The organism is Pseudomonas sp. AD21, assembly GCF_002878485.1.
Taxonomy (GTDB): Bacteria; Pseudomonadota; Gammaproteobacteria; order Pseudomonadales; family Pseudomonadaceae; genus Aquipseudomonas.
In genome coordinates, this window is record NZ_NQYG01000037.1 from 1 (window position 1) to 18881 (window position 18881).

The following is an 18881-nucleotide window of genomic DNA, read 5'->3' on the forward strand; positions in this document are numbered from 1 at the left end:
CCCGTCATCACCTCGGTCAAGGACGCCTACGGCAACGAAGTCGCCAACGACTCCACCATCGTCAACGACGCCGTCGACCTCACCGGCACGGCGACTGCGGGTCTTGAGGTCGAGATCTTTGACGGCGCCACGTCCAAAGGTCGAAGCACGGTCAACGCCAGTGGTGTCTGGACCTACAAGGTTCAGAGCATGGGCGTCGGGGCGCATAGCCTGACCGCCAAAGCCCTGTATGGCAGCAATCCAGAGTCGGCCGCCAGGACCTTTAATGTGGCCATCGCGGTGATACCTGTTATCACCACAGTGAAAGACTCCAAGGGCAACGACATCCCCGACGGCGCCACCACCATCGACACCACCCTCGTTTTGACCGGTACGGCGACCGCGAATCTGGAGGTCGAGATCTTTGATGGCCCAGCCACCAAAGGCAGGAGCACTGTCAACGCCAGTGGTGTTTGGACTCATACGCTGCTGAACCTGGCGGACGGTTCGCACCGACTGACCGCCAAAGCCCGGTATGGCTCGGAGACGGTGTCAGCGCCACACACCGTGACGGTGGCAAAGGCCCCCGAGTTGATTATCGATCCCACGCCGATGGTGCTGGATGGGCTCAAATTGATTCAGGACTATGGCTGGCCGACGAAGGAGGTTGCAGGAAACGTTGAAACCCGTCACCCCAGCCAAGGCACCGGGCCCTTCACATACACATCGGCAGACCCGAGTATCGCCAGTGTGGATGGGGATGGAAAGGTTTCCGGGATGAAGAGGGGAACGACACGCGTGACAGTGACCGACCGATATAATCAGTCGGCGAGTTACGATGTGACGGTGTCCAACGTGTACCGGATCGTACAGCGGGTTGGACACTTGAATGGATGGGACGCCCTCACCTGGGTCCGCGATCAGGGGGGCGTCGAGTACAGCGAGGTGTTGACTTGCATGAACGCGGTTCCCGCGAATTTCGAACGCATATACGGTTGGTACCCCGTCACACCCCCCGGCACCTATCCGTGGCCGAACACCCGCGAGACGTGGTGCCTACCCTCTAAAACGTCGCACCCAGATCCCGACGAAAGCACCGCATGGGTTCAAATAACCCCGGGCACACCTCTCTACCCGGCACGCGAAGCCCTGCGCTTAGTCCTCCCCGGAAACGCATTCATTCGCGTGACCTGAGATAGAGCTCTGATACGAAAAAACGGTAATCCACGCCCGGCACCGCCCTTTAACCCGGTGGTGCTGGTCGCTTGCTCCTAAAGCTGGCGTTTTTTCGATAGGCCGACGTTAACACAGGAGACTATTGGACGGGGTAACGCTTTCCCAGGAAGGTGAAGCCCCGCTCGATAGGTCCAAGTTGGGTTCTGTCCGGGTGTTTCTGCAGGTCGAGTTCATCAAACAGGCGATTGACCACGCAGATGCCCTGTCGCAGCTTGTTGCGTGTGGCTGCCAGCACCAACACGTCATCCATGTAACGCAAATAGAACAGGTCTGGCCGGCTCAAGGCCACGTCCAAACGGTACAGATAAAATCCACCCAGTAGAGGGCTGAGCGAGCACGCCAGCGCGATACCCCGGGTGTAATCCCAAAACAAGCCACCGCGCTCAGCGGTGCGCGTCAGCTATTGGATCAGCACGCGGCCCCTTCGCGAGCAAGCCCGCTCCCACAGAGGATCTGCGCTTAACTGATCGGTATTAGCCGCCACTGATAGGCTTTTCTTTGTGGCCTTGTCCGGGCCTGAAGTGATTGGCAGCGTTCTCGCGGATACGACAGTCATCGTGGATGGTTGTATTCAGTGGCGATGCACCCGTCGCATCGCAGGCAAGGTGTCGGGATACAGCGGGTCCGTCATGCCGAGGCTGCGTTGACGGCGCGCGGCTGCATGAAGATCCATCTGCAAATCGTCAGCACCAATGAAAGTGTCAAAGCCTTTTATGAAGCACTGGGCTATTCGACCGAACCGCGCATCAGCATCGGCAAGAAAATCGAGTCAAATATCGTGATGCCTGAAGAGCAGCGCTGAGTCGTAGCGCGCCACTCCGGGCTTTATGACAGATAAATGACAGAAATTACGCCCGATTGATCCACAAACGCGACACCTGCGTTGAGCCCGGATCCCGGCTGAGATAGAACACTCTGGCAGCATTGGCCGCAGTGGCTCAATCCGCGTTTTAAGGGCTCGAACGTGAAAATAAAAACAAACCAGATCTCCCCCCTGTTCCTCTCTCTACTGATGCTGCATGGCGCTCCCACCTTTGCCGAAGAAGCCGCCAGCCCGCCATCAAACCTTCTGACCGCCGCCGTCGCCTGGAAGCAGACCGCCGCCGAGTTCGAGGCGCTTTATTACCAAGGTTTCAACGTCGCCCGAATGCAACTGGACCGAGCGCTGCAGGCGCACAAGCCGGGCGATCGGCCATTGGCGATCATCAGCGATGTCGATGACACCGTGCTGAGCAGCAACAGCTATTGGGGCTACATGATCAATGCCGACAAGGAGTTTTTCGACGACGCAGCATGGGATCAGTGGGTGGCCGACAATGGCCCGGTTGCCACGCCCGGCGCGGTGGATTTCCTGAGCTATGCGCAATCGAAAGGTGTTGAGATTTTCTACGTCACCAGCCGTGACCAGGGCGAAAAAACCTACGAGTACGCCTTGGCGAATCTGCGCAAAAACAATCTGCCGGTGGCCGACGAGAAACACCTGACGGTTTACCGCGACAGTTCCAACAAGGAGCCGCGTCAACAGGAGATCGCCAAGGATTACGACGTGGTGGTGATGCTGGGAGACAACCTCAACGACTTCAAGCGCAAGTACTACGTCGCTGACGTCAAACAGCGCACCCGCCTGATGACCGAAGACAAGGAGCAGTTCGGGCGCAAGTTCATCATCTTTCCCAACCCTACCGACGGGCACTGGCTCAAGGCAATTTTTGGCGACTCGGAGCCACCGGCCACCGCGCAGAATCGGGCGAAGTTCAAGGCGGCAGCGGGTTCTACCGCCTGGCAGCCCAAGCAATGACAGAGCTGACTTGAAGTCAGTCAATCCATGCCGGTCAACACCGCGCTGTCCCGCCACAGTTGCTGCGCAACGTCATCACGGCGGGCCAGTTCAGAGGGTTCTGGCCAGGTCAGTTGACCTCTGCACGTCGCCGGCCACGGTGCGGCCCTGCCCGCCTGCGCTGTCGCGGTGACTCACGGCACCTTCGAGGACGTAACTGACGATCTCCATGCTGTCGTGCCCATGCAGGGGGAACCCGGTGCCCGGGGCAATCTCGTCGTCGTTCCAGACCACCAATGCACCCAGCGGACGGTGCGCAGGATTGCCTTTGGCGGTGACGTTGAAATGATGCCGCGCCTTGAGCCAGCCAAAATCACCGCCGCCAAGATCGGCCTTCAATCGATGTTCTAACATTGTCGTTCCTGAAAAAGGGCTTCAACCGCAAACACGGTGCTGTTCATTTGAAAACCGGCACAGAGGTCGATTGCTGGGGCTGCTTCAGGTACTCGCGCAATCGAGCACCAATCTCGGCAATATTTGCTTCCTCTGCGCGCAGCGCCTGGCGGTTGGTGTGTACCGAGTAATTTCCCAGCGCCAACTCGTAGGGATGAGGCTGCGCCGAGCCAATCACGAACACCGCATCCTGTTGCATCGCCTGCAGGGTGACCGCCTGGCTACCGGGTTCGAAGACCACCATTTCGCCCGCCATCACCACGTTCGGGGCACAAAGTGCGCCGCGACTGACGCTCAACCACAACGACTCATGCCCCCGCGGCGGGACGTAACGCCAGGACTCGCCGGCTCGCAGCGTGACCAGCAAGTAATTCATGCCAGCGGGCGCGCGAACCGGACTTTGCACCCCCTGGTAAGAGCCCAGAATCACCCGTGCCGGCCCCGCTTCGGGCATCGCACTCGACTCCAGGTATTGGCTGTCGACACTGGCGTTCTCCAGCTCTGGCGGCAGGGCAATCCACAGCTGAAACCCCTGAATCCGCTTCGACGTGCCGACTGACATTTCCTTGCCGTGCCAGACGCCACCGCCCGCGCGCATCCATTCGACACCGCCGTAATCGATCATGCCCTTGCCCGACCCGGCATCCTCGAAACGCAAATTGCCTTCGGTGATCAGGGTGATGGTGGCAATGCCCGAGTGCGGGTGCATGGGCATGCCGTTGATGAACGAACTCTCGCCTTCAAACAGATCAAGGAACACGAATGGCTTGACCCGGTGTCCCAGATCACCGGGGCTCATCAGCCGGACGATCGCACCGTGCCCGCTGCCGGTGGTGCGATAGCTGATGGCGCGGTGAGAGACGGAGTCGTGTGCAGTGTCAGGAGGTGCAGCGGTGTGCAGTGATTGCGCAGGGATCATGATGATTGCTCACGGAAAGTGGGAGCCTCTCGGCCCGATAGCGCAACAATAGAGCCAGATCGATTACTTTATTAGCCGATATAATTGGATTGCACTCGTCCATCAGCATCAGGAATCTTCGCCATGCTCGACCTCAATGACATCGCCATGTTTGTGCAGGTGGTCCGCAGCGGCAGCTTTGCCGAGGCGGCGCGGCGCCGGGGCATGCCGTCCAACACCGTGAGTCGGCGCATCCAGCAGCTTGAGGAACAACTCGGCACGCGGCTGCTGCAACGCTCTACCCGCAAACTCACCCTCACCAGCGCCGGTCAGGACTTTCATGAGCGTTGCGTCAGCGCGGTGGACGGCTTGCTCGAGGCGGGACAGGAGTTGATGTCGGGCAGCAACGAGCCCAGTGGCCTGGTGCGGGTAGCGGCGCCTGCGGATTTCTTCGATTTTTTCCAGATGGAATGGGTCAGCGAATTTCTCGCCGCGCACCCGCGAGTGCGCCTGGACTTTGTGCTCAGTGATACGAAGGCCGACCTGATCACCGAGCAGATCGACGTCGCCTTTCGTGGTGGCCCCTTGCGCGACTCAGGCTATGTCGGCCGGCAGATCGTCGACCCGGGCAATGTCGGGATGGTCGCCAGCCCCGCCTACATTGCCGCGCGTGGTGCACCGCGGACCTTGCAGGATCTGGCCAGCCACGATTGCGTGGTCTCCGCGCAGCCAGGCGGCCACGCCGTCTGGCGGTTGGTCGGTCCCCACGGCGCAGAAGACGTACAAGTGGCCGGGCGCTTCAGCGGCAATACCGCACAGGCGCTGCGCAAAGCCGCGCTGGCCGGCCTCGGCATCGCCCTGCTCCCACCGGTGATGGCCGCACTTGAAGTCGAGGCCGGTACGCTGGTGCCAGTGCTGCCCCAATACCGACCTGAAAACTTTGGCCTGAACGTGCTGTACCCGAGCCGTCGGCAATTGCCGCTTTCCGTGTCGGCGTTCATCGGACTGGTGATCCAGAAGATGAACGCGACGGACACGGCACCGGAGTGATGATTGCTCTGATATCCAGGGGATCAGATGATTCGCGCACGACGGCGTAACCATACAGCCTGCCAGTGCCCCGAACCCAAAGTGATCGCCACCAGCAGCAACAAGATCAACCCCCACTGCGCAGGGCCTGGGTATTGGCCGAGGATGACCATCGAACTGAAGATGCCGAACACCGGAATCAACAGCGACAACGGTGCCACACGCGAGATCGGGTATTCACGCAACAGCAGGTTCCAGCCCCAATAACTGAAATGTGTCGCGGCGTAGACCTGAAACGCGATAGAACTCAGGGTCAGCGCATTGAGCTGAGAAGGCAGCGCGCTGAACGGCGCCGAGCCATGCAACAGCCACGTCAACAGCATCAGCGGGATGGGCGGAAACAGGCTGGCCCACACCACGAATGCGAAGATCTCACGCACCTGCGACACTTTGATGATGACGTTGCCAACACTCCAGGCCATCGCGCTGATGACGACGAGGACCAACCCTGCCCTCGATGCATCACCGGGACTGCACAGTACGATGCCCTGCAACCCTGCGAATGCCAACAGCGCGCCAAGCCATTGTGCGCGCCCCAGATGCTCGCCAAAAAAAATCACCCCCCAACCCAAGGTGAAAAATGCGCTGCACTGGATCAGTAGCGATGCCGTGCCGGGCGGCACTCCCCATGCGATTCCCTGATTGATCAACGCCCACATCGCTACGCCAAAGATCAGCCCGTAAGCCGCCAGCCACCGAAAGGCCACCCGTGGGCGCTCCACGAAAAATACCCAAGGCAGCGAAGCCAGCGTGAAACGCAATGCTGTCAGCAACAGTGGATCGATACCCGCCAGGCCGAGCTTGGTCACGGGGAAATTCAATCCCCAGACCGCTGTTACCAGAATAGCGAGTACAAGGTGCTTCTTTTGCATGGTCAATCGTTCCCGACGCCGAGCGGAAATGCTCGTACGGGGAGCAATATGCAAGCAATTGCGCTGGCCTGCTTTCAGTCACAGGCCAATTTTCATTAGAATCGGGCCATGCAAGAAATTACCCGCCATCCTTACCAGAACACGCCACGCGATGCCGTCGTGACCACCGTTGATTACGCGGACGGCACGCTGTTCCCGCTGCACGATCATCAGCGTGGCCAGTTCGCGTATGCCGCCAGTGGGGTGATCACCGTGTTCACCGATGACGGCAACTGGGTGGTTCCGCCCCAACGCGGTATCTGGGTCCCCGCGCAACTCCCCCACTCCATGCAAATGCGTGGCCCGGTCACCCTGCACAACACCTATATCCGCAAACAGGCGGCGCAACGACTTGCGCTACCGGAGCAATGTCAGGTGCTCGACGTGTCGCCATTGTTGCGGCAGTTGCTGTTGAAAGCCATTGATGTACCTGCGCGCTATGCAAGCCAGGGACGTGACGGTCATTTGATGAGTTTGCTGTTGCACGAGATTGCCGCGATGCCCGCGCTGTCGCTCAATGCGCCGCTACCGGCGGAGCCACGTCTGGCGTTGGTGTGTCGCAAGTTTCTGAGTCAGCCTTCGCTGGAAGTGAGTATCGACGACATGGCCCAACGTGCAGGAATGAGCCGGCGTACCTTTACCCGACATTTTCGATTGCACACCGGGATCAGCTATATCGAGTGGCGACAACAGGCCTGTCTGCTCGCTGCAGTTGTCCTGCTGGGCAAGGGTCAGTCGGTCACCGAGGTCGCCATGACGTTGGGGTATAGCAGCTCAAGTGCATTTGCGACCGTGTTCAAGCAGTTGTTGGGGGAAGTACCGAGTCGGTACCTGGTCGAGCAACTGGTTTAGGGCGCAGCGGGTGCTTTGTCCGCCATATACATTTTTGCTGCAGGCAGATATGGCTCCATCATTTCATCGGCTGTTCACCCTTTGAAGTCGCAATGAATCTGCATGCTTTCTGTTGGGTTTTTATGGATCACGAAACCGCACTGTTCCAAGACACTTTTGACGTTTTCAACAACAGAGAGGTGTTCCGCCGCCCTCTTGTGTTGAAGACTTGGTGAGGTAAAAACCCCCAGCGGTAGAAAGCGCAGTCTCTTCCCGTTCAAGATGATTGAAATATCGACATGGGTCCCATCAACATCATGCCCATTAGAGCCAAATATTTCGTTTATTTCATCTTTACGACCTGGGTAACAGGCACAAAACAACTTGATGCCCAGCCATCTTGATAGATCCCTGAAAGCACCAAGATGACTGCTTTTACTTTCATATCCACGGACGAGTAATAGCTGGATTGTCGGAGGAAGCCTTGACTGGGCCTCCATCAGCTTATCGAATACATTGTTTTCGATTAACACTTCAGAGGACGGCCAGCGAGGTTTGACCTGCAAGCCTTTGTTCTCTCCCTTAAGCAGGGTCAACATATCGATCGATCTCTTTCTATTCAACTGCTTGATTTCTTTGAAACTTAACATGCCGATGCGCGGACTGTCTTGTGTGCACAATTCAGCATCTGCAAGGTCGCTGAAACACCTGTTGAGCGACTGCGGATCGAGCGTCCACTTTGTGCTTGGCCCGCCGTTGGAATATCCCCCCAACCCTGAGACAAAGACCACCAACCTGAGAAACTTCCCTGCAATCAAGGAGCGGTGCACCCCATGGACGAAACCATCACTTACCGAATCGCGACGGTCGATGACGCCTTGAGCATGTGTGCGTTGGGCCAATTGCTCAACGAGGTGCACCACGCTGCCCGTCCCGATATCTATGCACCTGCCACCGAGCTGTTTTCTCGCGATCGCCCTCACTGGTCAGGTCTCTTTGAGAAGCCGGGACATGTTGTTTTCATCGCCAGCGCCGGCGATCAAGCAGTGGCGTTCATCACTGCCAGCCTGTCCGCAAGTTCAGGGCCGTTGATGCAGCCGCAGAATGTTGTGCGCATCGGCTCGGTGTGTGTCGCCGAACAGTTTTCGGGCAAAGGCATAGGGCGCGGGCTGATGGATCTCGTGAAAAACTGGGCGATCGAACAGGATGCCCAGGATCTGCGTTTGACTGTCTGGCCATTCAATACGCGCGCCGCGCGGATGTATGCGGAGTTCGGATTTGAACCCCGCGCCGTTGAAATGGGCATGCGTTTGTAGCGGTTCTCTACCGCGCAGAACCAAATCTCAGCCCAGTCGCATCGACAGCTCGATGTCATCGGCAAACGGCACCGACAGGTAACCGTTCTGCGGCGCACGCACGTAAGCCAGATAATCCGGGCAATAGTTGGTGTTATCCGCCACCACCAATGCGCCCGGTTTCAGGTGTTTTTCCACCAGGTGCAACACCTCGCCATACAACGCCTTGGCGCCATCGAGCAGGAGCAGGTCGACTGACGGCGGCAGGTCGCTGGCGAGCGTCACGAGTGCATCGCCTTCGCGGATCTGCACCAGATCACTGACGCCGCCCTCGATGAAGTGATGACGCGCCAGGGCGATTTTTGCCGGTTCGAATTCACTGCCGATCAGCACGCCGCCACCGTTGTCACGCAGCGCGGCCGCCAGGTGCAGAGTGGACAAGCCGAACGAGGTACCGAACTCGACAATCGCCTTGGCCCTGGCATTGCGCGCCAGCATGTACAACAGCTTGCCGGTGTCGCGGGAGACTGGCAGCCACAGGTCCTTGAGCATTGCATAGAGTTTCAGGTACTCGGTCTTGCTGTGCATCAGGCGTTCACGTTCCGCGCCAGACACCGTTTCCAGCAGCGGGCTGGTGGCGGCGCTGGCTTGGCTGTATAGGCGTTCGATCAGGCTGGCCAATGGCTCAGAAGTCAGGGTTGTCATGATTGCTTTCCGTCAATGGGCGATTAAGATGCGAGTAATTCGTCGCATTTAAATGATGCGAGTGATTCACCCGATCCGCTATTCGCGTTTTCCCCGAGGCCCGAGCCGCCCATGAACAATCGCCAAACCGCCCGTATTTCCTCGCGCAAACAGCCGCAGCAGGCACGCTCGACTGATCTGGTCGCGGCGATTCTGCAGGCGGCTGTTCAGGTTTTGACCGAGCATGGCGCCACCCGATTTACCACCGCACGGGTCGCGGAAAAGGCTGGCGTAAGCATCGGTTCGCTGTATCAGTACTTCCCCAACAAAGCGGCGATTCTGTTCCGTTTGCAGAGTGATGAATGGCTGCACACCACGCAGATGCTGCAACGCATTCTGCAAAACCGCGAACAACCGCCACTGGTGCGCCTGCGCACCTTGGTGCAGGCGTTCATCCGTTCGGAATGCGAAGAAGCGCAGATGCGCGGTGCGCTGAACGACGCCGCGCCGCTGTATCGCGATGCCCCCGAAGCTCACGAAGTACGCGCGGCAGGACGGCAGATTTTCACCGCATTCATGCTGCAATTGCTGCCAAATGCCAGTGAGCCAACTCGCACGGCGGCGTGCGAGCTGATCCAGACCACGCTCAGTTCGGTGGGCAAGGATTTTTCCGCCAGCCCTCGCGCCGATCTGGAAATCACCGCATTCGCCGACGAGCTGGCGGACATGTTCAGCGCTTACGTGGTGGCGCTGAATCAGCCTTCAGGGTAAATCGGCCGGACGCGTCCGGTTGCGAGTGAACTGCTGTTCCGTGACAAGCGTGCCCCACTGGCTGCCCTGCTCTTCCCTGGTTAGCTCGAAGCCGGACGCTTCATACAGTCGGCGCGCGGCGTCGAGGCCCTTGAAAGTCCAGAGCGCAATGGCGTCAAAGCCCTGCTGATCACAAAACGCTACGGCCGCGTTCAGCAGTTGCCGGCCGACACCGCTTCCGCGACAGCCATCGTCGAGGATGAACCAACGCAAATGCGCTTGCTGGTTGCCGAGGTCCTGCCCGTCGATCGCGATCGAACCGACGATGCGCTGGTTGAGGGTCGCCACCCAAATCTGGTTGCACGGCTGATCAAGGCGCCCGACAAACTCTGCCACGCCACCGGCGACACGGCTTTCGAAGACCGCGCCGAAACCGGCATGCCGCGAGTAGTAATCGGCATGCATTTGCGCCACGCGGCCAATCAGGCCCGGACGGTAGCCGGTGCTGATGGGCAGGTTCGGTGTGAGTATTTGATCGCTGCCCAGGCGAATGGTCTTGAGGGCGTGGGCGTAGGTCGTGAGGCCTTGCGCCACGCTCTGTTGCTGCGAGGGATTGAGCGCCTGCAACGCCTTGCTGACCTGCGCCTGCCCAAAGGCGTGGATAGCGGCGACGGTCTGCCGGCCTCGCGGCGTCAGCTGCAAGCGCTTGACGCGAGCGTCCGCGGCGGCACGTTCCTCGATCTCGCCGGCCTTGATCAGTTTGCCGACCATGCGGCTGACACTGGACTTTTCCAGCCCCAGGCTTTGCGCCAACTGCGCAGCGCTCACACCGTCCCCTGCCTCGATTTCCAGCAACGCGTGGACACCCGAGGCGGAGTAGTCGGTCGCTGCCAGCGTGGCGCGCATGAAGCCCAGTTCCCGCACCATGGTGCGCGACGCCGTGCGAATGTCTTCAATCAAGGCTGGGGCAATCGTCATGACCGACCACCTCTGAAAATTAGTTGTGCGATACAACCATATTCCAATAGCGCTGCGCAACGGGCCGACTACGCTGGGTAACAGCGAAGCGTATCCGGTCGACAAACCTGGCAGCAGGTTTCACCATGGCCCCTTTCCCTGAAATGACAGCGAGGCGTTGTAATGAGCCAATCCACCATTCGCGCGTTGATCCTTGATGACTACGCCGACAACTCCTTTCGCGAAGCACAGATCGAACGCCCGGTACCGCAAGCCAATGAGGTGCTGGTACGCATCGTCGCCAGTGGCGTGAACCCCATCGACTATAAAATCCGCACCGGCAATGCGCCGTACGCGATGCCGGAGCTGCCAGCGATTCTCGGAACTGACATGGCCGGCGTGATTGAAGCCGTTGGCGCCAACGTCAGCCATCTGTCGGTGGGCGACGAAGTGTTCGGCTTGGTCGGTGGTGTACGCGGTTTGCCGGGGTCGCTGGCCGAGTACCTGGCGGTGGATGCTGATCTGGTGGCGCTCAAGCCGAAGAATCTCGGGTTTCGTGAGGCGGCGGCAGTGCCGCTGGTGTTCCTGACGGCGTGGGAAGGTCTGGTCGACCGCGCGCACGTCCATACCGGTCAGAAGGTGCTGGTGCATGGCGGCGCGGGCGGTGTCGGGCACATGGCGGTGCAAATTGCCGTGGCCCTGGGCGCTGATGTGTTCGCCACGGTGTCGCCGGGCAAGCGCGCGATTGTCGAAGGCTATGGCGCCACCGCCATCGACTATAAAAGCGTGCCGGTCGAGCAGTACGTGAGCCAGTTCACCGATGGCAAGGGTTTCGACGTGATCTACGACACCGTCGGCGGCAAGAGCCTGGATGATTCGTTCGCGGCGATCCGGCTCTACGGTCACGTCAGCAGTTGCGCGGCGTTCGGCACCCACAATTTGGCCACCGGTTCGCTGCGCAGTGCGACGCTGTCGGGGATTTTCGTGTTGCTGCCGCTGCTCACCGGCGTCGGGCGCAAGCACCACGCGGAAATTCTCGGCTACGCCACGCGATTGATCGAAGAAGGCAAGGTCAAGCCGTTGATGCATGCCGAACGCTTCAGCCTCAGCCAGGCGCGACAGGCGCACGACGCGGTGCAACAGGGCACGGCGCTTGGCAAGGTGGTGATCGACGTCGCCTGAGACAGAAATCCAGGCAAAAAAAGCCCCGCAACCGAATGAGGTGCGGGGCAAAGGATTGGTTGGTTGCGGCCAACCAAAGGAGCTCGGTTAAAACAGTTCGCAGCCTGGGTCAGATGCAATCCTGGGCGGCGCGTTCAAAGCTTGATGGCAGAAAGTTGGAGGCCAGCAAATGGCGCTCGTAGATGAACACTTTGCCGCCGCTGCCGGCCTTGTAGGCTTCCAGCACGTTGTCGGCGGAGACCTTGCTCGGCACCACGATCCGGTAGCTGCGCTGGGTCTGCGAGACAGTCGGGTTCAGCGCACTGAGCTGCAGCTTCGGCACCACACAATCGGCGTACTGCGCCGGGGTCTTGCTGGTCTGCAAGATCAGCGTCGGGTCGTTCGGCGCGGAGGCGCAACCGGCGAGCAGCAACGCGGCAACGGCCAGGGTCGGGGCAAATAAACAACGCATCGGTGTAGTCCTGAAAATAAAGGTTCGGTTCAACTGGCAGTGGTTCAGCGTCACGGCGCCGCCGCTGCCCTTTATGTTTTGAGTGTTCAGCTTGAAGCCACCAGCGCCTTGAGCGAGGCATCGAACTGCTTCAAGGCATTGAGTTGCAGGTCACGTTGTTTCTCGATCTGCGCGGCAATCTCATGCGCTGCCTTGTCGTGTACCCAGACCGACGGGATCTGCTTTTCGACGGAGCCTTCGGCCTTGCCGATGTACTGCAGGTCGGCGTCGTAGAAACGCGCAATGAAGTGCGCTTCGAACAGGCTGTTCTGCTGGGTCAGCAAGCGGTTGAAGGTGTCGAGTTTCACCACGATGTCCGGGTGCGCCTGAATCAGCGCATCGAGGTCGTCGTAAACGGTCACCGACATGAACTGGCGCTGCAACGAGCTGAGCAACCAGTCGATGGCCAGCTCCGGATCGGAGCTACGTACAAAGGCTGCGCGGATCTGCGAGTCCAGCGCATCCTTGGCACCGTGCAGCGCCATGTCGTGATAACGCGTCAGGTACTGCAGGTTTTCCCGGGTGTTTTCGCTGTACAACACACCCACGCTCTGCGAATGCTGCAACGTCGCGACGCTGCCGGCGATCGGTTGAAGATGACACGCACAGGCGTCGTCTGCGTAAGACGGTGCCGTGGCCACAACGCCGCCCATCAGCAGGGCGATCAGCGCCAGTCGGGTCAGTGTCTTCATCGCGCAATTTCCTTGAGCTGCGTGTTCAATGAAGGCAATTTTCCGCCTATTGCCAACAAAGCTGAACTTGCGTTTCGTGATGGTCACTATTACTTCTAGCGATAGTTGCGCACGATAAAGACAGGTACACACTCATCCACAATGCCTAAAACAACAGTGAGGAAGCCCAATTGAGAACCTTTGACCTGATCCGCGACGCGGTCTTGCCCGACTTTCGCGAGCGGGTGGCCGAATATCTGGTGCAGTACGAAAGCGTGTTGCTCGACAATGACATCACCAATGCACAGCTCAAGCGCGACACCGCCAATCAGTTGCGCGGCTATCTGCGCGGGCTGAACACCACGCGGGTATTGGGCATGGCCTACTGGGAAGAACTGGATCGGCGGGTCGTCGACACCTGGCTCGCGCCGCAGTCGTGACCGCGAACGCCCGGCTGGCCGCCCGTGATCCGTTGGCCGCCCTCTACAACCGCCGCGCCCTCGAAGTTCGCGCCCGGCGTCTGCTGCAGGACGCCTCCCCGACGCACCCCGGCGCCCTGCTGCTGATCGATATCGACAATTTCAAACGGGTCAACGACCAGAACGACCACACCGCCGGCGACCGCTTGCTGGTGGCCTTGAGCGAAATGATCCGCGCCGAATCGCCCGACGAAGCGCTGACCGGGCTCACCACTTCAGGATGACCAGACACATGCCTCGTTTCGAAACTCCCCTGCAAGACCTCGCCGCCCCAGAAGGCGTCTGCTACGGCTGCGGCGGCCGCAACCCTCACGGGTTACACGTCAAAAGTTCCTGGCACGAGGACGGCGTGCACGTCATGGCCGAACACCTGCCGGACGACAAGTACAGTGGCTGGCCGGATCTGGTGTACGGCGGTTTGCTGGCGATGCTGGTCGACTGCCATTCCAACTGGACAGCGATGGCTTACCACTACCGCCAGGAACAGCGTGCACCCGGCAGCCTGCCGCGCATCGACTGCGTGACCGGCAACCTCGGCATCAAATTCATCAAACCCACACCGATGGGCGTGCCGCTGACCTTGCGCGCCAAGGTCGAGGGCGAGGTCGGGCGCAAGACTCGGGTGATCTGCGAGGTGTACGCCGGTGATGTGCTGACGGCGATTGGCGATTCGGTGTTTGTGCGGGTCGATGCCGGGCAACTGGCGGACGCGGCGCACGGGCGTTAAATGTGTCGATGCGTCAAACTCATGTCACCGCCCGTCATCACCGACACACTATGCGGGTAAAGACTGGCCGGTGGCCGAACGAACAAGGCAATGACGTCGATCTGCCTGCACCCGTTTGCTTTCGCACATCCAATTTCATGAGACTCAAGGAAGATGCTTTCATTAACCTCAATAGACTGCCCGAAAGACCAGCAAAATCTTCGCAACGCGCTGGTTCGCCTCTACAAGCGGCTCGACGAAATAACCAAAGGCCTCAGCCCCTTTGGCAGTTTTGTCTCCAAGGATGACCTGGCAAAGAAATTCCATCTGGAAGTAAAAACCTATCCTCGGCTGAAAATGGAATTCCTGCCTGAAGATCTCGAGGCACTGGCTGGTTATGCTGGAATGGATAGAAATGATTTGTTGGCGTGCGCAACAACACCTCTCGAACGTCTGATGGTCGCAACACTATGGAAACAGAACGATCTAGGAAAAATCGGCCATATCGCTGCCGGTATTGTCGAGAGTAATGGCGTGTCTATACCTTCGCCAAAGACCCAAGCACCTGTTTTCAAGCAGTTTGGACGTCACTTGTCCCAACCTGAATCTCAACCGATAGCCGACCAACACAGTTTGCGAGCATTCAGGTATCTGATCGACCAGGATCTCAGTGACAAGCGACACAAGCAGGACAGCGTGAAGACGGAGGAAGTTGAGCGGTATGTCGAATGGGTTCAGCGCCTGATCCGCGTCGTACCTCGCGACAATCGAGCAGATCAGATGTATGAGTTCGACAGATCAATGTTCGCCCTCGGCAAAGCAACAAAGTTTTTCATTGAGGCTGCGCTCCCACCTGAAAAGAAGAATTGAAAGTCGTCCGCCAACAGCACACCTCCTGACCCTTTGCAGCACGCTTTGAGCAACTGCGGCTAGGCGCCCCCAACCTGAAATCGTCGAAGCTATTGCAGACCGCACTTCTCAGGAGTTTTCACCCAGTGTCCGAGCTGCCGACCGACTTCGCCTACACCCGACGCTTCAATGCCGTGCTCGCTTACATCGAGGCCCATCTCGAAGGCGACTTGTCAGTGAGCACGTTGAGTCAGGTGGCGAATTTTTCGGTGTTTCACTTCCATCGGCAATTCAGCGCCTTCGTCGGCGTGCCGGTGTCGCGCTACGTGCAACTGATGCGGTTGCGCCGGGCAGCGCATCGGCTGGCCGCGCAACCGGAACACTCGATACTGGACGTCGCGTCTGACGCCGGTTTCGAGAGTCCGGAAGCCTTCAGCCGAGCGTTCCGGCGCGACTTCGGCATGACGCCGAGTGCCTTCAGGAAGCAGCCGAACTGGCAGACCTGGAATGCGGTGTTCGCCATCCCTCACTTTTCCAGGAGCGTCATCATGCACACCAGAATCATCGATTTCCCAACCGTACGGGTCGCTGCGCTTGAGCACTGCGGCGCGCCGGGAGAGGTTCAACAAAGCGTCAGCCAGTTCATCCAGTGGCGCATGCACAGCGGGCAGTCGCCCGTGGCGTCGAGTCGCACCTTCGGCATTCCCTACAACAACCCTGACACTACCCCGGCGGAGGATTTTCGCTTCGCCATTTGCGGTGAGATTGACGAAGCCGTGGCGCCGAATACGTTCGGCGTAAAGGAAATCGTCATTCCCGGCGGTCGCTGTGTGGTGGTGCGGCACGTGGGTTCACCCGATCACATCGGCGAAACGATCTACCCGATCTACCGCGACTGGCTGCCCACCAGCGGCGAGGAGTTGCGCGATCATCCACTGTTTTTCCATTACTTGAGCGTGTATCCGCAGACGCCGCAGGAGCAATGGCAAACGGACGTGTACGTGCCGTTGCAATCGTAAGAGCCGCCGAGGTGTTTTTCCGCTTGTCGCAGGCAAGGTCAAGCCCTTTCCAGCAGTTGTTCCTGATTGCGCTCAAGCAAGGCATGAGCGACCCGAGCGACTGAGCACAGCTGGCGTGGAGCGTCATCGGTGATCAGGGCGAAGTGCTGCTCAAAGGTGACCAGCCGCTGCTCACGGCCCAAGAGAACCTTGCCGAACTGACCGAACAGGCCCAGGCATTTGCCGAGACATCACTGAGCATTCTCCAGGCGTTGAAAATTGCCTGATCCTTGCCTGCGCATCGACTGACGCGCAGGCACCCCCGGGCGACTGGCCGCCATCGAAAGCCGCCAGTCGTCTGCGTTAACGGCCCTGAGTGCCGTCATCCGAGTCTCCCCACCGCTTCTCTCGCCCCGCTCCCGGGCAAAAAAGCAAAATTGCCATGTGTTTCCATCGTTCCTTGTTGCGTCGCACTGTTCATTGCCCGTTCCTGTCTGGAGTTTCCTCGATGCCCGCGCCCAAATCCCTGCCCACTGCCCTGCTGGGCCTGGCCCTCGCCTGCCCGGCCATGGCCGAGGAACCCAAGCGCATGGAGTTGGACCAGGTGCTGATTTCGGCTGAAGAGCAAAGCGGCGCCGATGCCTCCATGGCCGAGGCCGAAGCACGCCTTGCGCAGGTACCCGGCGGCACCAATGTGGTCGACATGCGCCAGCCGCTGCAGGGTCGGGTGGCGAGCAATCAGGACGTGCTGGCGTATCAGCCGGGGGTCTACGCGCAGTCGGCGGGCAACGAAGGGGTGAAGGTTTCGATCCGTGGCTCGGGGATCAACCGTGCCCCGGGCGCCCACGCCTCCGGACTGTACACCCTGCTCGACGGCCTGCCGCTGACCGGCCCCGGCGGCACGCCTTACGAACTGCTCGAACCGCTGTGGCTCGACCATGTGGAGGTGCTGCGCGGCGCCAACGGCTTCGATCGTGGCGCACTGGCGCTGGGCGGTGCCATCGATTACGTCAGCCACACAGGCTACGACGCACCGAAACTGCAGGTGCGTTATGCCACCGGCAGCCACGGCTATCAGCAGCGTCAGGTGAGTTCCGGGCAGGTGCTGGGCGACTTCGATTACTACGTGTCGCTGACCGATTCGAACGCCGACGGCTATCAGGATCACACCGCCAGCGACAGCCAGGGGGTGATTGCCAACTTCGGCTATCGCTTCAACCCGAACCTGGAAACCCGCTTCTACTTCCGCTACCGGCAGACCGACAACGACCTCGCCGGGCGCGTGACCAAACACTCGATCGAGCACGATCCACGCGCGGCCAACCCGGCCTATGTATCGCGCGATGACAGCCGCAAGCAGCCGGGCAGCACCTTCATCGGCAACAAGACCACCTACTACATCGACGACGATTCGAGCATCCAGACCGGCCTCGTTTATCACGACTACCCGATGGACCTGCGCGAAGGCCCGAACCGTCTGAAGGTGGCCTACACCGACGTCAGCGGCACCTTCGACTACAAGCGCCGCGACACCATTTTCGGCATGGAAAGCCGTAGCACCGTTGGCCTGCGCGTGACCAAACACCTGCCCAACGACGGAGCCAGCGAATTCGTGCGCATTCCCAGCGGCAACACCGCCGGCTACGCGCCGGGCACCCGCATGCGCAACTTCACCTATCAGGGTTCGGACACGGTCCTGCACGTCGGCAACGACCTGGAAATCGCCGACGACCTGTGGCTGACCACCGGTCTCGCCGCCATTTACACCCGCCGCGAGAGCGCCGTCACCTACCCGCAAAGCGGTGGCAAGACCAGCCTGAACGACTGGGATTACGCGCCGCGTCTGGGCCTGCGTTACCAGCTCACGCCGGACCTGCAACTGTTCGGCAACCTCAGCCGTTCAGTCGAAGCGCCGCATCCGTGGTCGCTGATCTACAGTTCGAACATCCGCTTCCCGGCCGGCAACGGTCCGGCGACCGGCACCCAGAGCGACCCGATCAAACTGCAAAACCAGGCCGCCACCACCCTCGAACTCGGCGGCCGTGGCGACAGCGCAATCGGCCACTGGAATCTGGCGTGGTACTACGCGCAGGTGCGCCACGAATTGCTTTCGGTGCTGCCGGACGCCAACGCCGTCACCCCCTACGAACTCAACGCCAGCCCCACCGTGCATCAGGGTGTTGAAGCCAGCCTGCAAAGCACCCTGTGGTCAGCCGCCGACGGGCGTAAATTGAGTCTGCGTCAGGCCTACACCTTCAGCGACTTCCATTACCGCGACGACCAGCGCTTCGGCGACAACCGCCTGCCCGGCCTGCCGATGCACTACTACCAGGGCGAACTGCGCCACGACTGGCCACAAGGCTTCTTTGCAGCGGTCAACACGCAACTGGTGTCCAAGGTCGCAGTGGATTACGCCAACAGCTACTACGCCGATCCCTACGCGCTGTTCGGCGCCACCGTCGGCTACAACGCGCCGAAAAACGACTGGCAGACCTGGCTGGACCTGCGCAACCTGACCAACAAGCACTACGCCGCGACGGTCACTCCGGGGTATGACGACAAGGGCCAGGATGCGGCGCGGTCTACGCCGGGTGAGGGTTTTGGGGTTTATGTCGGGGTGTCGTGGAATCTGCTCTGACCGCTTGA

General features: G+C 59.8%; 23 protein-coding genes and 1 pseudogene. 15 read left to right on the forward strand and 9 right to left on the reverse strand.

What is annotated here, in order from left to right:
- Positions 1-1173, forward strand: a 1173-nt coding sequence (locus PseAD21_RS19720) for an Ig-like domain-containing protein (protein WP_178082146.1), incomplete at its 5' end; no start/stop codon positions are given.
- A 121-nt stretch (positions 1174-1294) separates the two neighbouring features.
- Here the strand turns inward: PseAD21_RS19720 and PseAD21_RS29570 are convergent.
- The gene (locus tag PseAD21_RS29570) at positions 1295-1588 is read right to left on the reverse strand and encodes a reverse transcriptase domain-containing protein (protein ID WP_158242602.1); all 294 of its coding nucleotides are present in this window, start codon (positions 1586-1588) and stop codon (positions 1295-1297) included.
- Positions 1589-1795: 207 nt separating this feature from the next.
- Between PseAD21_RS29570 and PseAD21_RS19730 the strand changes: the two genes are divergently transcribed.
- Together PseAD21_RS19730 and PseAD21_RS19735 are read left to right on the forward strand one after the other, a co-directional pair.
- Entirely contained in the window at positions 1796-2017 is a 222-nt protein-coding gene (locus tag PseAD21_RS19730) for a GNAT family N-acetyltransferase (RefSeq protein WP_371859073.1), read from the forward strand.
- Between the two features lie 210 nt (positions 2018-2227).
- The gene (locus PseAD21_RS19735; protein ID WP_256588197.1) at positions 2228-3013 is read left to right on the forward strand and encodes a 5'-nucleotidase, lipoprotein e(P4) family; all 786 of its coding nucleotides are present in this window, start codon (positions 2228-2230) and stop codon (positions 3011-3013) included.
- 90 nt (positions 3014-3103) lie between these two features.
- Here PseAD21_RS19735 and PseAD21_RS19740 read toward each other — a convergent pair whose 3' ends face one another.
- Together PseAD21_RS19740 and PseAD21_RS19745 are read right to left on the reverse strand one after the other, a co-directional pair.
- Complete coding sequence (locus PseAD21_RS19740; protein WP_256588192.1) at positions 3104-3406, reverse strand: pirin family protein; 303 nt, start codon at positions 3404-3406, stop codon at positions 3104-3106.
- Positions 3407-3449: 43 nt separating this feature from the next.
- Positions 3450-4364, reverse strand: a complete 915-nt coding sequence (locus tag PseAD21_RS19745; RefSeq protein ID WP_102357224.1) for a pirin family protein — start codon at positions 4362-4364, stop codon at positions 3450-3452.
- Between the two features lie 123 nt (positions 4365-4487).
- Between PseAD21_RS19745 and PseAD21_RS19750 the strand changes: the two genes are divergently transcribed.
- Positions 4488-5393, forward strand: coding sequence for a LysR family transcriptional regulator (locus PseAD21_RS19750; protein WP_102357225.1), 906 nt, complete (start codon positions 4488-4490; stop codon positions 5391-5393).
- Between the two features lie 23 nt (positions 5394-5416).
- Here PseAD21_RS19750 and PseAD21_RS19755 read toward each other — a convergent pair whose 3' ends face one another.
- The gene (locus tag PseAD21_RS19755) at positions 5417-6304 is read right to left on the reverse strand and encodes an EamA family transporter (protein WP_102357227.1); all 888 of its coding nucleotides are present in this window, start codon (positions 6302-6304) and stop codon (positions 5417-5419) included.
- A gap of 108 nt (positions 6305-6412) precedes the next feature.
- On the opposite strand from PseAD21_RS19755, the gene PseAD21_RS19760 reads away from it, so the two are divergent.
- Positions 6413-7195: a helix-turn-helix transcriptional regulator gene (locus PseAD21_RS19760; RefSeq protein WP_102357229.1), complete on the forward strand. Its 783-nt coding sequence runs from the start codon at positions 6413-6415 to the stop codon at positions 7193-7195.
- A gap of 74 nt (positions 7196-7269) precedes the next feature.
- Here PseAD21_RS19760 and PseAD21_RS30095 read toward each other — a convergent pair whose 3' ends face one another.
- The gene (locus tag PseAD21_RS30095; RefSeq protein ID WP_256588193.1) at positions 7270-8004 is read right to left on the reverse strand and encodes a hypothetical protein; all 735 of its coding nucleotides are present in this window, start codon (positions 8002-8004) and stop codon (positions 7270-7272) included.
- Between the two features lie 3 nt (positions 8005-8007).
- Between PseAD21_RS30095 and PseAD21_RS19770 the strand changes: the two genes are divergently transcribed.
- Complete coding sequence (locus tag PseAD21_RS19770) at positions 8008-8490, forward strand: GNAT family N-acetyltransferase (RefSeq protein ID WP_102357230.1); 483 nt, start codon at positions 8008-8010, stop codon at positions 8488-8490.
- A 27-nt stretch (positions 8491-8517) separates the two neighbouring features.
- Here the strand turns inward: PseAD21_RS19770 and PseAD21_RS19775 are convergent, their stop codons facing one another.
- Complete coding sequence (locus PseAD21_RS19775; RefSeq protein ID WP_102357232.1) at positions 8518-9174, reverse strand: O-methyltransferase; 657 nt, start codon at positions 9172-9174, stop codon at positions 8518-8520.
- A gap of 111 nt (positions 9175-9285) precedes the next feature.
- Here PseAD21_RS19775 and PseAD21_RS19780 point away from each other — a divergent pair, with 111 nt between their 5' ends.
- Positions 9286-9924 carry a TetR family transcriptional regulator gene (locus PseAD21_RS19780; RefSeq protein ID WP_102357233.1) on the forward strand — a complete coding sequence of 213 codons (639 nt, stop codon included), beginning with the start codon at positions 9286-9288 and terminating at the stop codon, positions 9922-9924.
- On the opposite strand, the gene PseAD21_RS19785 is transcribed toward PseAD21_RS19780, so the two are convergent.
- Entirely contained in the window at positions 9916-10881 is a 966-nt protein-coding gene (locus tag PseAD21_RS19785; RefSeq protein WP_102357235.1) for a helix-turn-helix domain-containing GNAT family N-acetyltransferase, read from the reverse strand. The two genes, PseAD21_RS19780 and PseAD21_RS19785, sit on opposite strands and share 9 nt — an antisense overlap.
- A gap of 162 nt (positions 10882-11043) precedes the next feature.
- Here PseAD21_RS19785 and PseAD21_RS19790 point away from each other — a divergent pair, with 162 nt between their 5' ends.
- Positions 11044-12042, forward strand: a complete 999-nt coding sequence (locus PseAD21_RS19790; protein WP_102357236.1) for a zinc-dependent alcohol dehydrogenase family protein — start codon at positions 11044-11046, stop codon at positions 12040-12042.
- A gap of 109 nt (positions 12043-12151) precedes the next feature.
- On the opposite strand, the gene PseAD21_RS19795 is transcribed toward PseAD21_RS19790, so the two are convergent.
- Complete coding sequence (locus PseAD21_RS19795) at positions 12152-12493, reverse strand: hypothetical protein (RefSeq protein WP_102357238.1); 342 nt, start codon at positions 12491-12493, stop codon at positions 12152-12154.
- 86 nt (positions 12494-12579) lie between these two features.
- Positions 12580-13224 carry an ATPase gene (locus PseAD21_RS19800; RefSeq protein ID WP_102357240.1) on the reverse strand — a complete coding sequence of 215 codons (645 nt, stop codon included), beginning with the start codon at positions 13222-13224 and terminating at the stop codon, positions 12580-12582.
- Positions 13225-13394: 170 nt separating this feature from the next.
- Here PseAD21_RS19800 and PseAD21_RS19805 point away from each other — a divergent pair, with 170 nt between their 5' ends.
- The 7 genes and pseudogenes from PseAD21_RS19805 to PseAD21_RS19835 all read left to right on the forward strand — a co-directional run bounded on the left by PseAD21_RS19805 (position 13395) and on the right by PseAD21_RS19835 (position 18873).
- The gene (locus PseAD21_RS19805) at positions 13395-13643 is read left to right on the forward strand and encodes a hypothetical protein (protein WP_102357241.1); all 249 of its coding nucleotides are present in this window, start codon (positions 13395-13397) and stop codon (positions 13641-13643) included.
- 8 nt (positions 13644-13651) lie between these two features.
- Positions 13652-13882, forward strand: a pseudogene (locus PseAD21_RS19810) (diguanylate cyclase); the annotation flags it as partial.
- A 32-nt stretch (positions 13883-13914) separates the two neighbouring features.
- Positions 13915-14409, forward strand: a complete 495-nt coding sequence (locus PseAD21_RS19815; protein ID WP_102357243.1) for a PaaI family thioesterase — start codon at positions 13915-13917, stop codon at positions 14407-14409.
- Between the two features lie 153 nt (positions 14410-14562).
- Positions 14563-15258, forward strand: coding sequence for a hypothetical protein (locus PseAD21_RS19820; RefSeq protein ID WP_102357245.1), 696 nt, complete (start codon positions 14563-14565; stop codon positions 15256-15258).
- A gap of 134 nt (positions 15259-15392) precedes the next feature.
- Positions 15393-16256 carry a GyrI-like domain-containing protein gene (locus PseAD21_RS19825; RefSeq protein ID WP_371859074.1) on the forward strand — a complete coding sequence of 288 codons (864 nt, stop codon included), beginning with the start codon at positions 15393-15395 and terminating at the stop codon, positions 16254-16256.
- A 143-nt stretch (positions 16257-16399) separates the two neighbouring features.
- Complete coding sequence (locus tag PseAD21_RS30100; protein ID WP_256588195.1) at positions 16400-16522, forward strand: hypothetical protein; 123 nt, start codon at positions 16400-16402, stop codon at positions 16520-16522.
- A gap of 221 nt (positions 16523-16743) precedes the next feature.
- The gene (locus PseAD21_RS19835) at positions 16744-18873 is read left to right on the forward strand and encodes a TonB-dependent receptor domain-containing protein (RefSeq protein WP_102357248.1); all 2130 of its coding nucleotides are present in this window, start codon (positions 16744-16746) and stop codon (positions 18871-18873) included.
- Positions 18874-18881 lie beyond the last annotated feature (8 nt).

What these genes read in the sequence shown, in the direction of transcription:
- PseAD21_RS19730 (WP_371859073.1), top strand. Translation starts at nt 1,796, where the DNA reads ATGCACCCGTCGCATCGCAGGCAAGGTGTCGGGATACAGCGGGTCCGT.
- PseAD21_RS19735 (WP_256588197.1), top strand. Translation starts at nt 2,228, where the DNA reads ATGCTGCATGGCGCTCCCACCTTTGCCGAAGAAGCCGCCAGCCCGCCA.
- PseAD21_RS19740 (WP_256588192.1), bottom strand. Translation starts at nt 3,406, where the DNA reads ATGTTAGAACATCGATTGAAGGCCGATCTTGGCGGCGGTGATTTTGGC.
- PseAD21_RS19745 (WP_102357224.1), bottom strand. Translation starts at nt 4,364, where the DNA reads ATGATCCCTGCGCAATCACTGCACACCGCTGCACCTCCTGACACTGCA.
- PseAD21_RS19750 (WP_102357225.1), top strand. Translation starts at nt 4,488, where the DNA reads ATGCTCGACCTCAATGACATCGCCATGTTTGTGCAGGTGGTCCGCAGC.
- PseAD21_RS19755 (WP_102357227.1), bottom strand. Translation starts at nt 6,304, where the DNA reads ATGCAAAAGAAGCACCTTGTACTCGCTATTCTGGTAACAGCGGTCTGG.
- PseAD21_RS19760 (WP_102357229.1), top strand. Translation starts at nt 6,413, where the DNA reads ATGCAAGAAATTACCCGCCATCCTTACCAGAACACGCCACGCGATGCC.
- PseAD21_RS19770 (WP_102357230.1), top strand. Translation starts at nt 8,008, where the DNA reads ATGGACGAAACCATCACTTACCGAATCGCGACGGTCGATGACGCCTTG.
- PseAD21_RS19775 (WP_102357232.1), bottom strand. Translation starts at nt 9,174, where the DNA reads ATGACAACCCTGACTTCTGAGCCATTGGCCAGCCTGATCGAACGCCTA.
- PseAD21_RS19780 (WP_102357233.1), top strand. Translation starts at nt 9,286, where the DNA reads ATGAACAATCGCCAAACCGCCCGTATTTCCTCGCGCAAACAGCCGCAG.
- PseAD21_RS19785 (WP_102357235.1), bottom strand. Translation starts at nt 10,881, where the DNA reads ATGACGATTGCCCCAGCCTTGATTGAAGACATTCGCACGGCGTCGCGC.
- PseAD21_RS19790 (WP_102357236.1), top strand. Translation starts at nt 11,044, where the DNA reads ATGAGCCAATCCACCATTCGCGCGTTGATCCTTGATGACTACGCCGAC.
- PseAD21_RS19795 (WP_102357238.1), bottom strand. Translation starts at nt 12,493, where the DNA reads ATGCGTTGTTTATTTGCCCCGACCCTGGCCGTTGCCGCGTTGCTGCTC.
- PseAD21_RS19800 (WP_102357240.1), bottom strand. Translation starts at nt 13,224, where the DNA reads ATGAAGACACTGACCCGACTGGCGCTGATCGCCCTGCTGATGGGCGGC.
- PseAD21_RS19815 (WP_102357243.1), top strand. Translation starts at nt 13,915, where the DNA reads ATGCCTCGTTTCGAAACTCCCCTGCAAGACCTCGCCGCCCCAGAAGGC.
- PseAD21_RS19820 (WP_102357245.1), top strand. Translation starts at nt 14,563, where the DNA reads ATGCTTTCATTAACCTCAATAGACTGCCCGAAAGACCAGCAAAATCTT.
- PseAD21_RS19835 (WP_102357248.1), top strand. Translation starts at nt 16,744, where the DNA reads ATGCCCGCGCCCAAATCCCTGCCCACTGCCCTGCTGGGCCTGGCCCTC.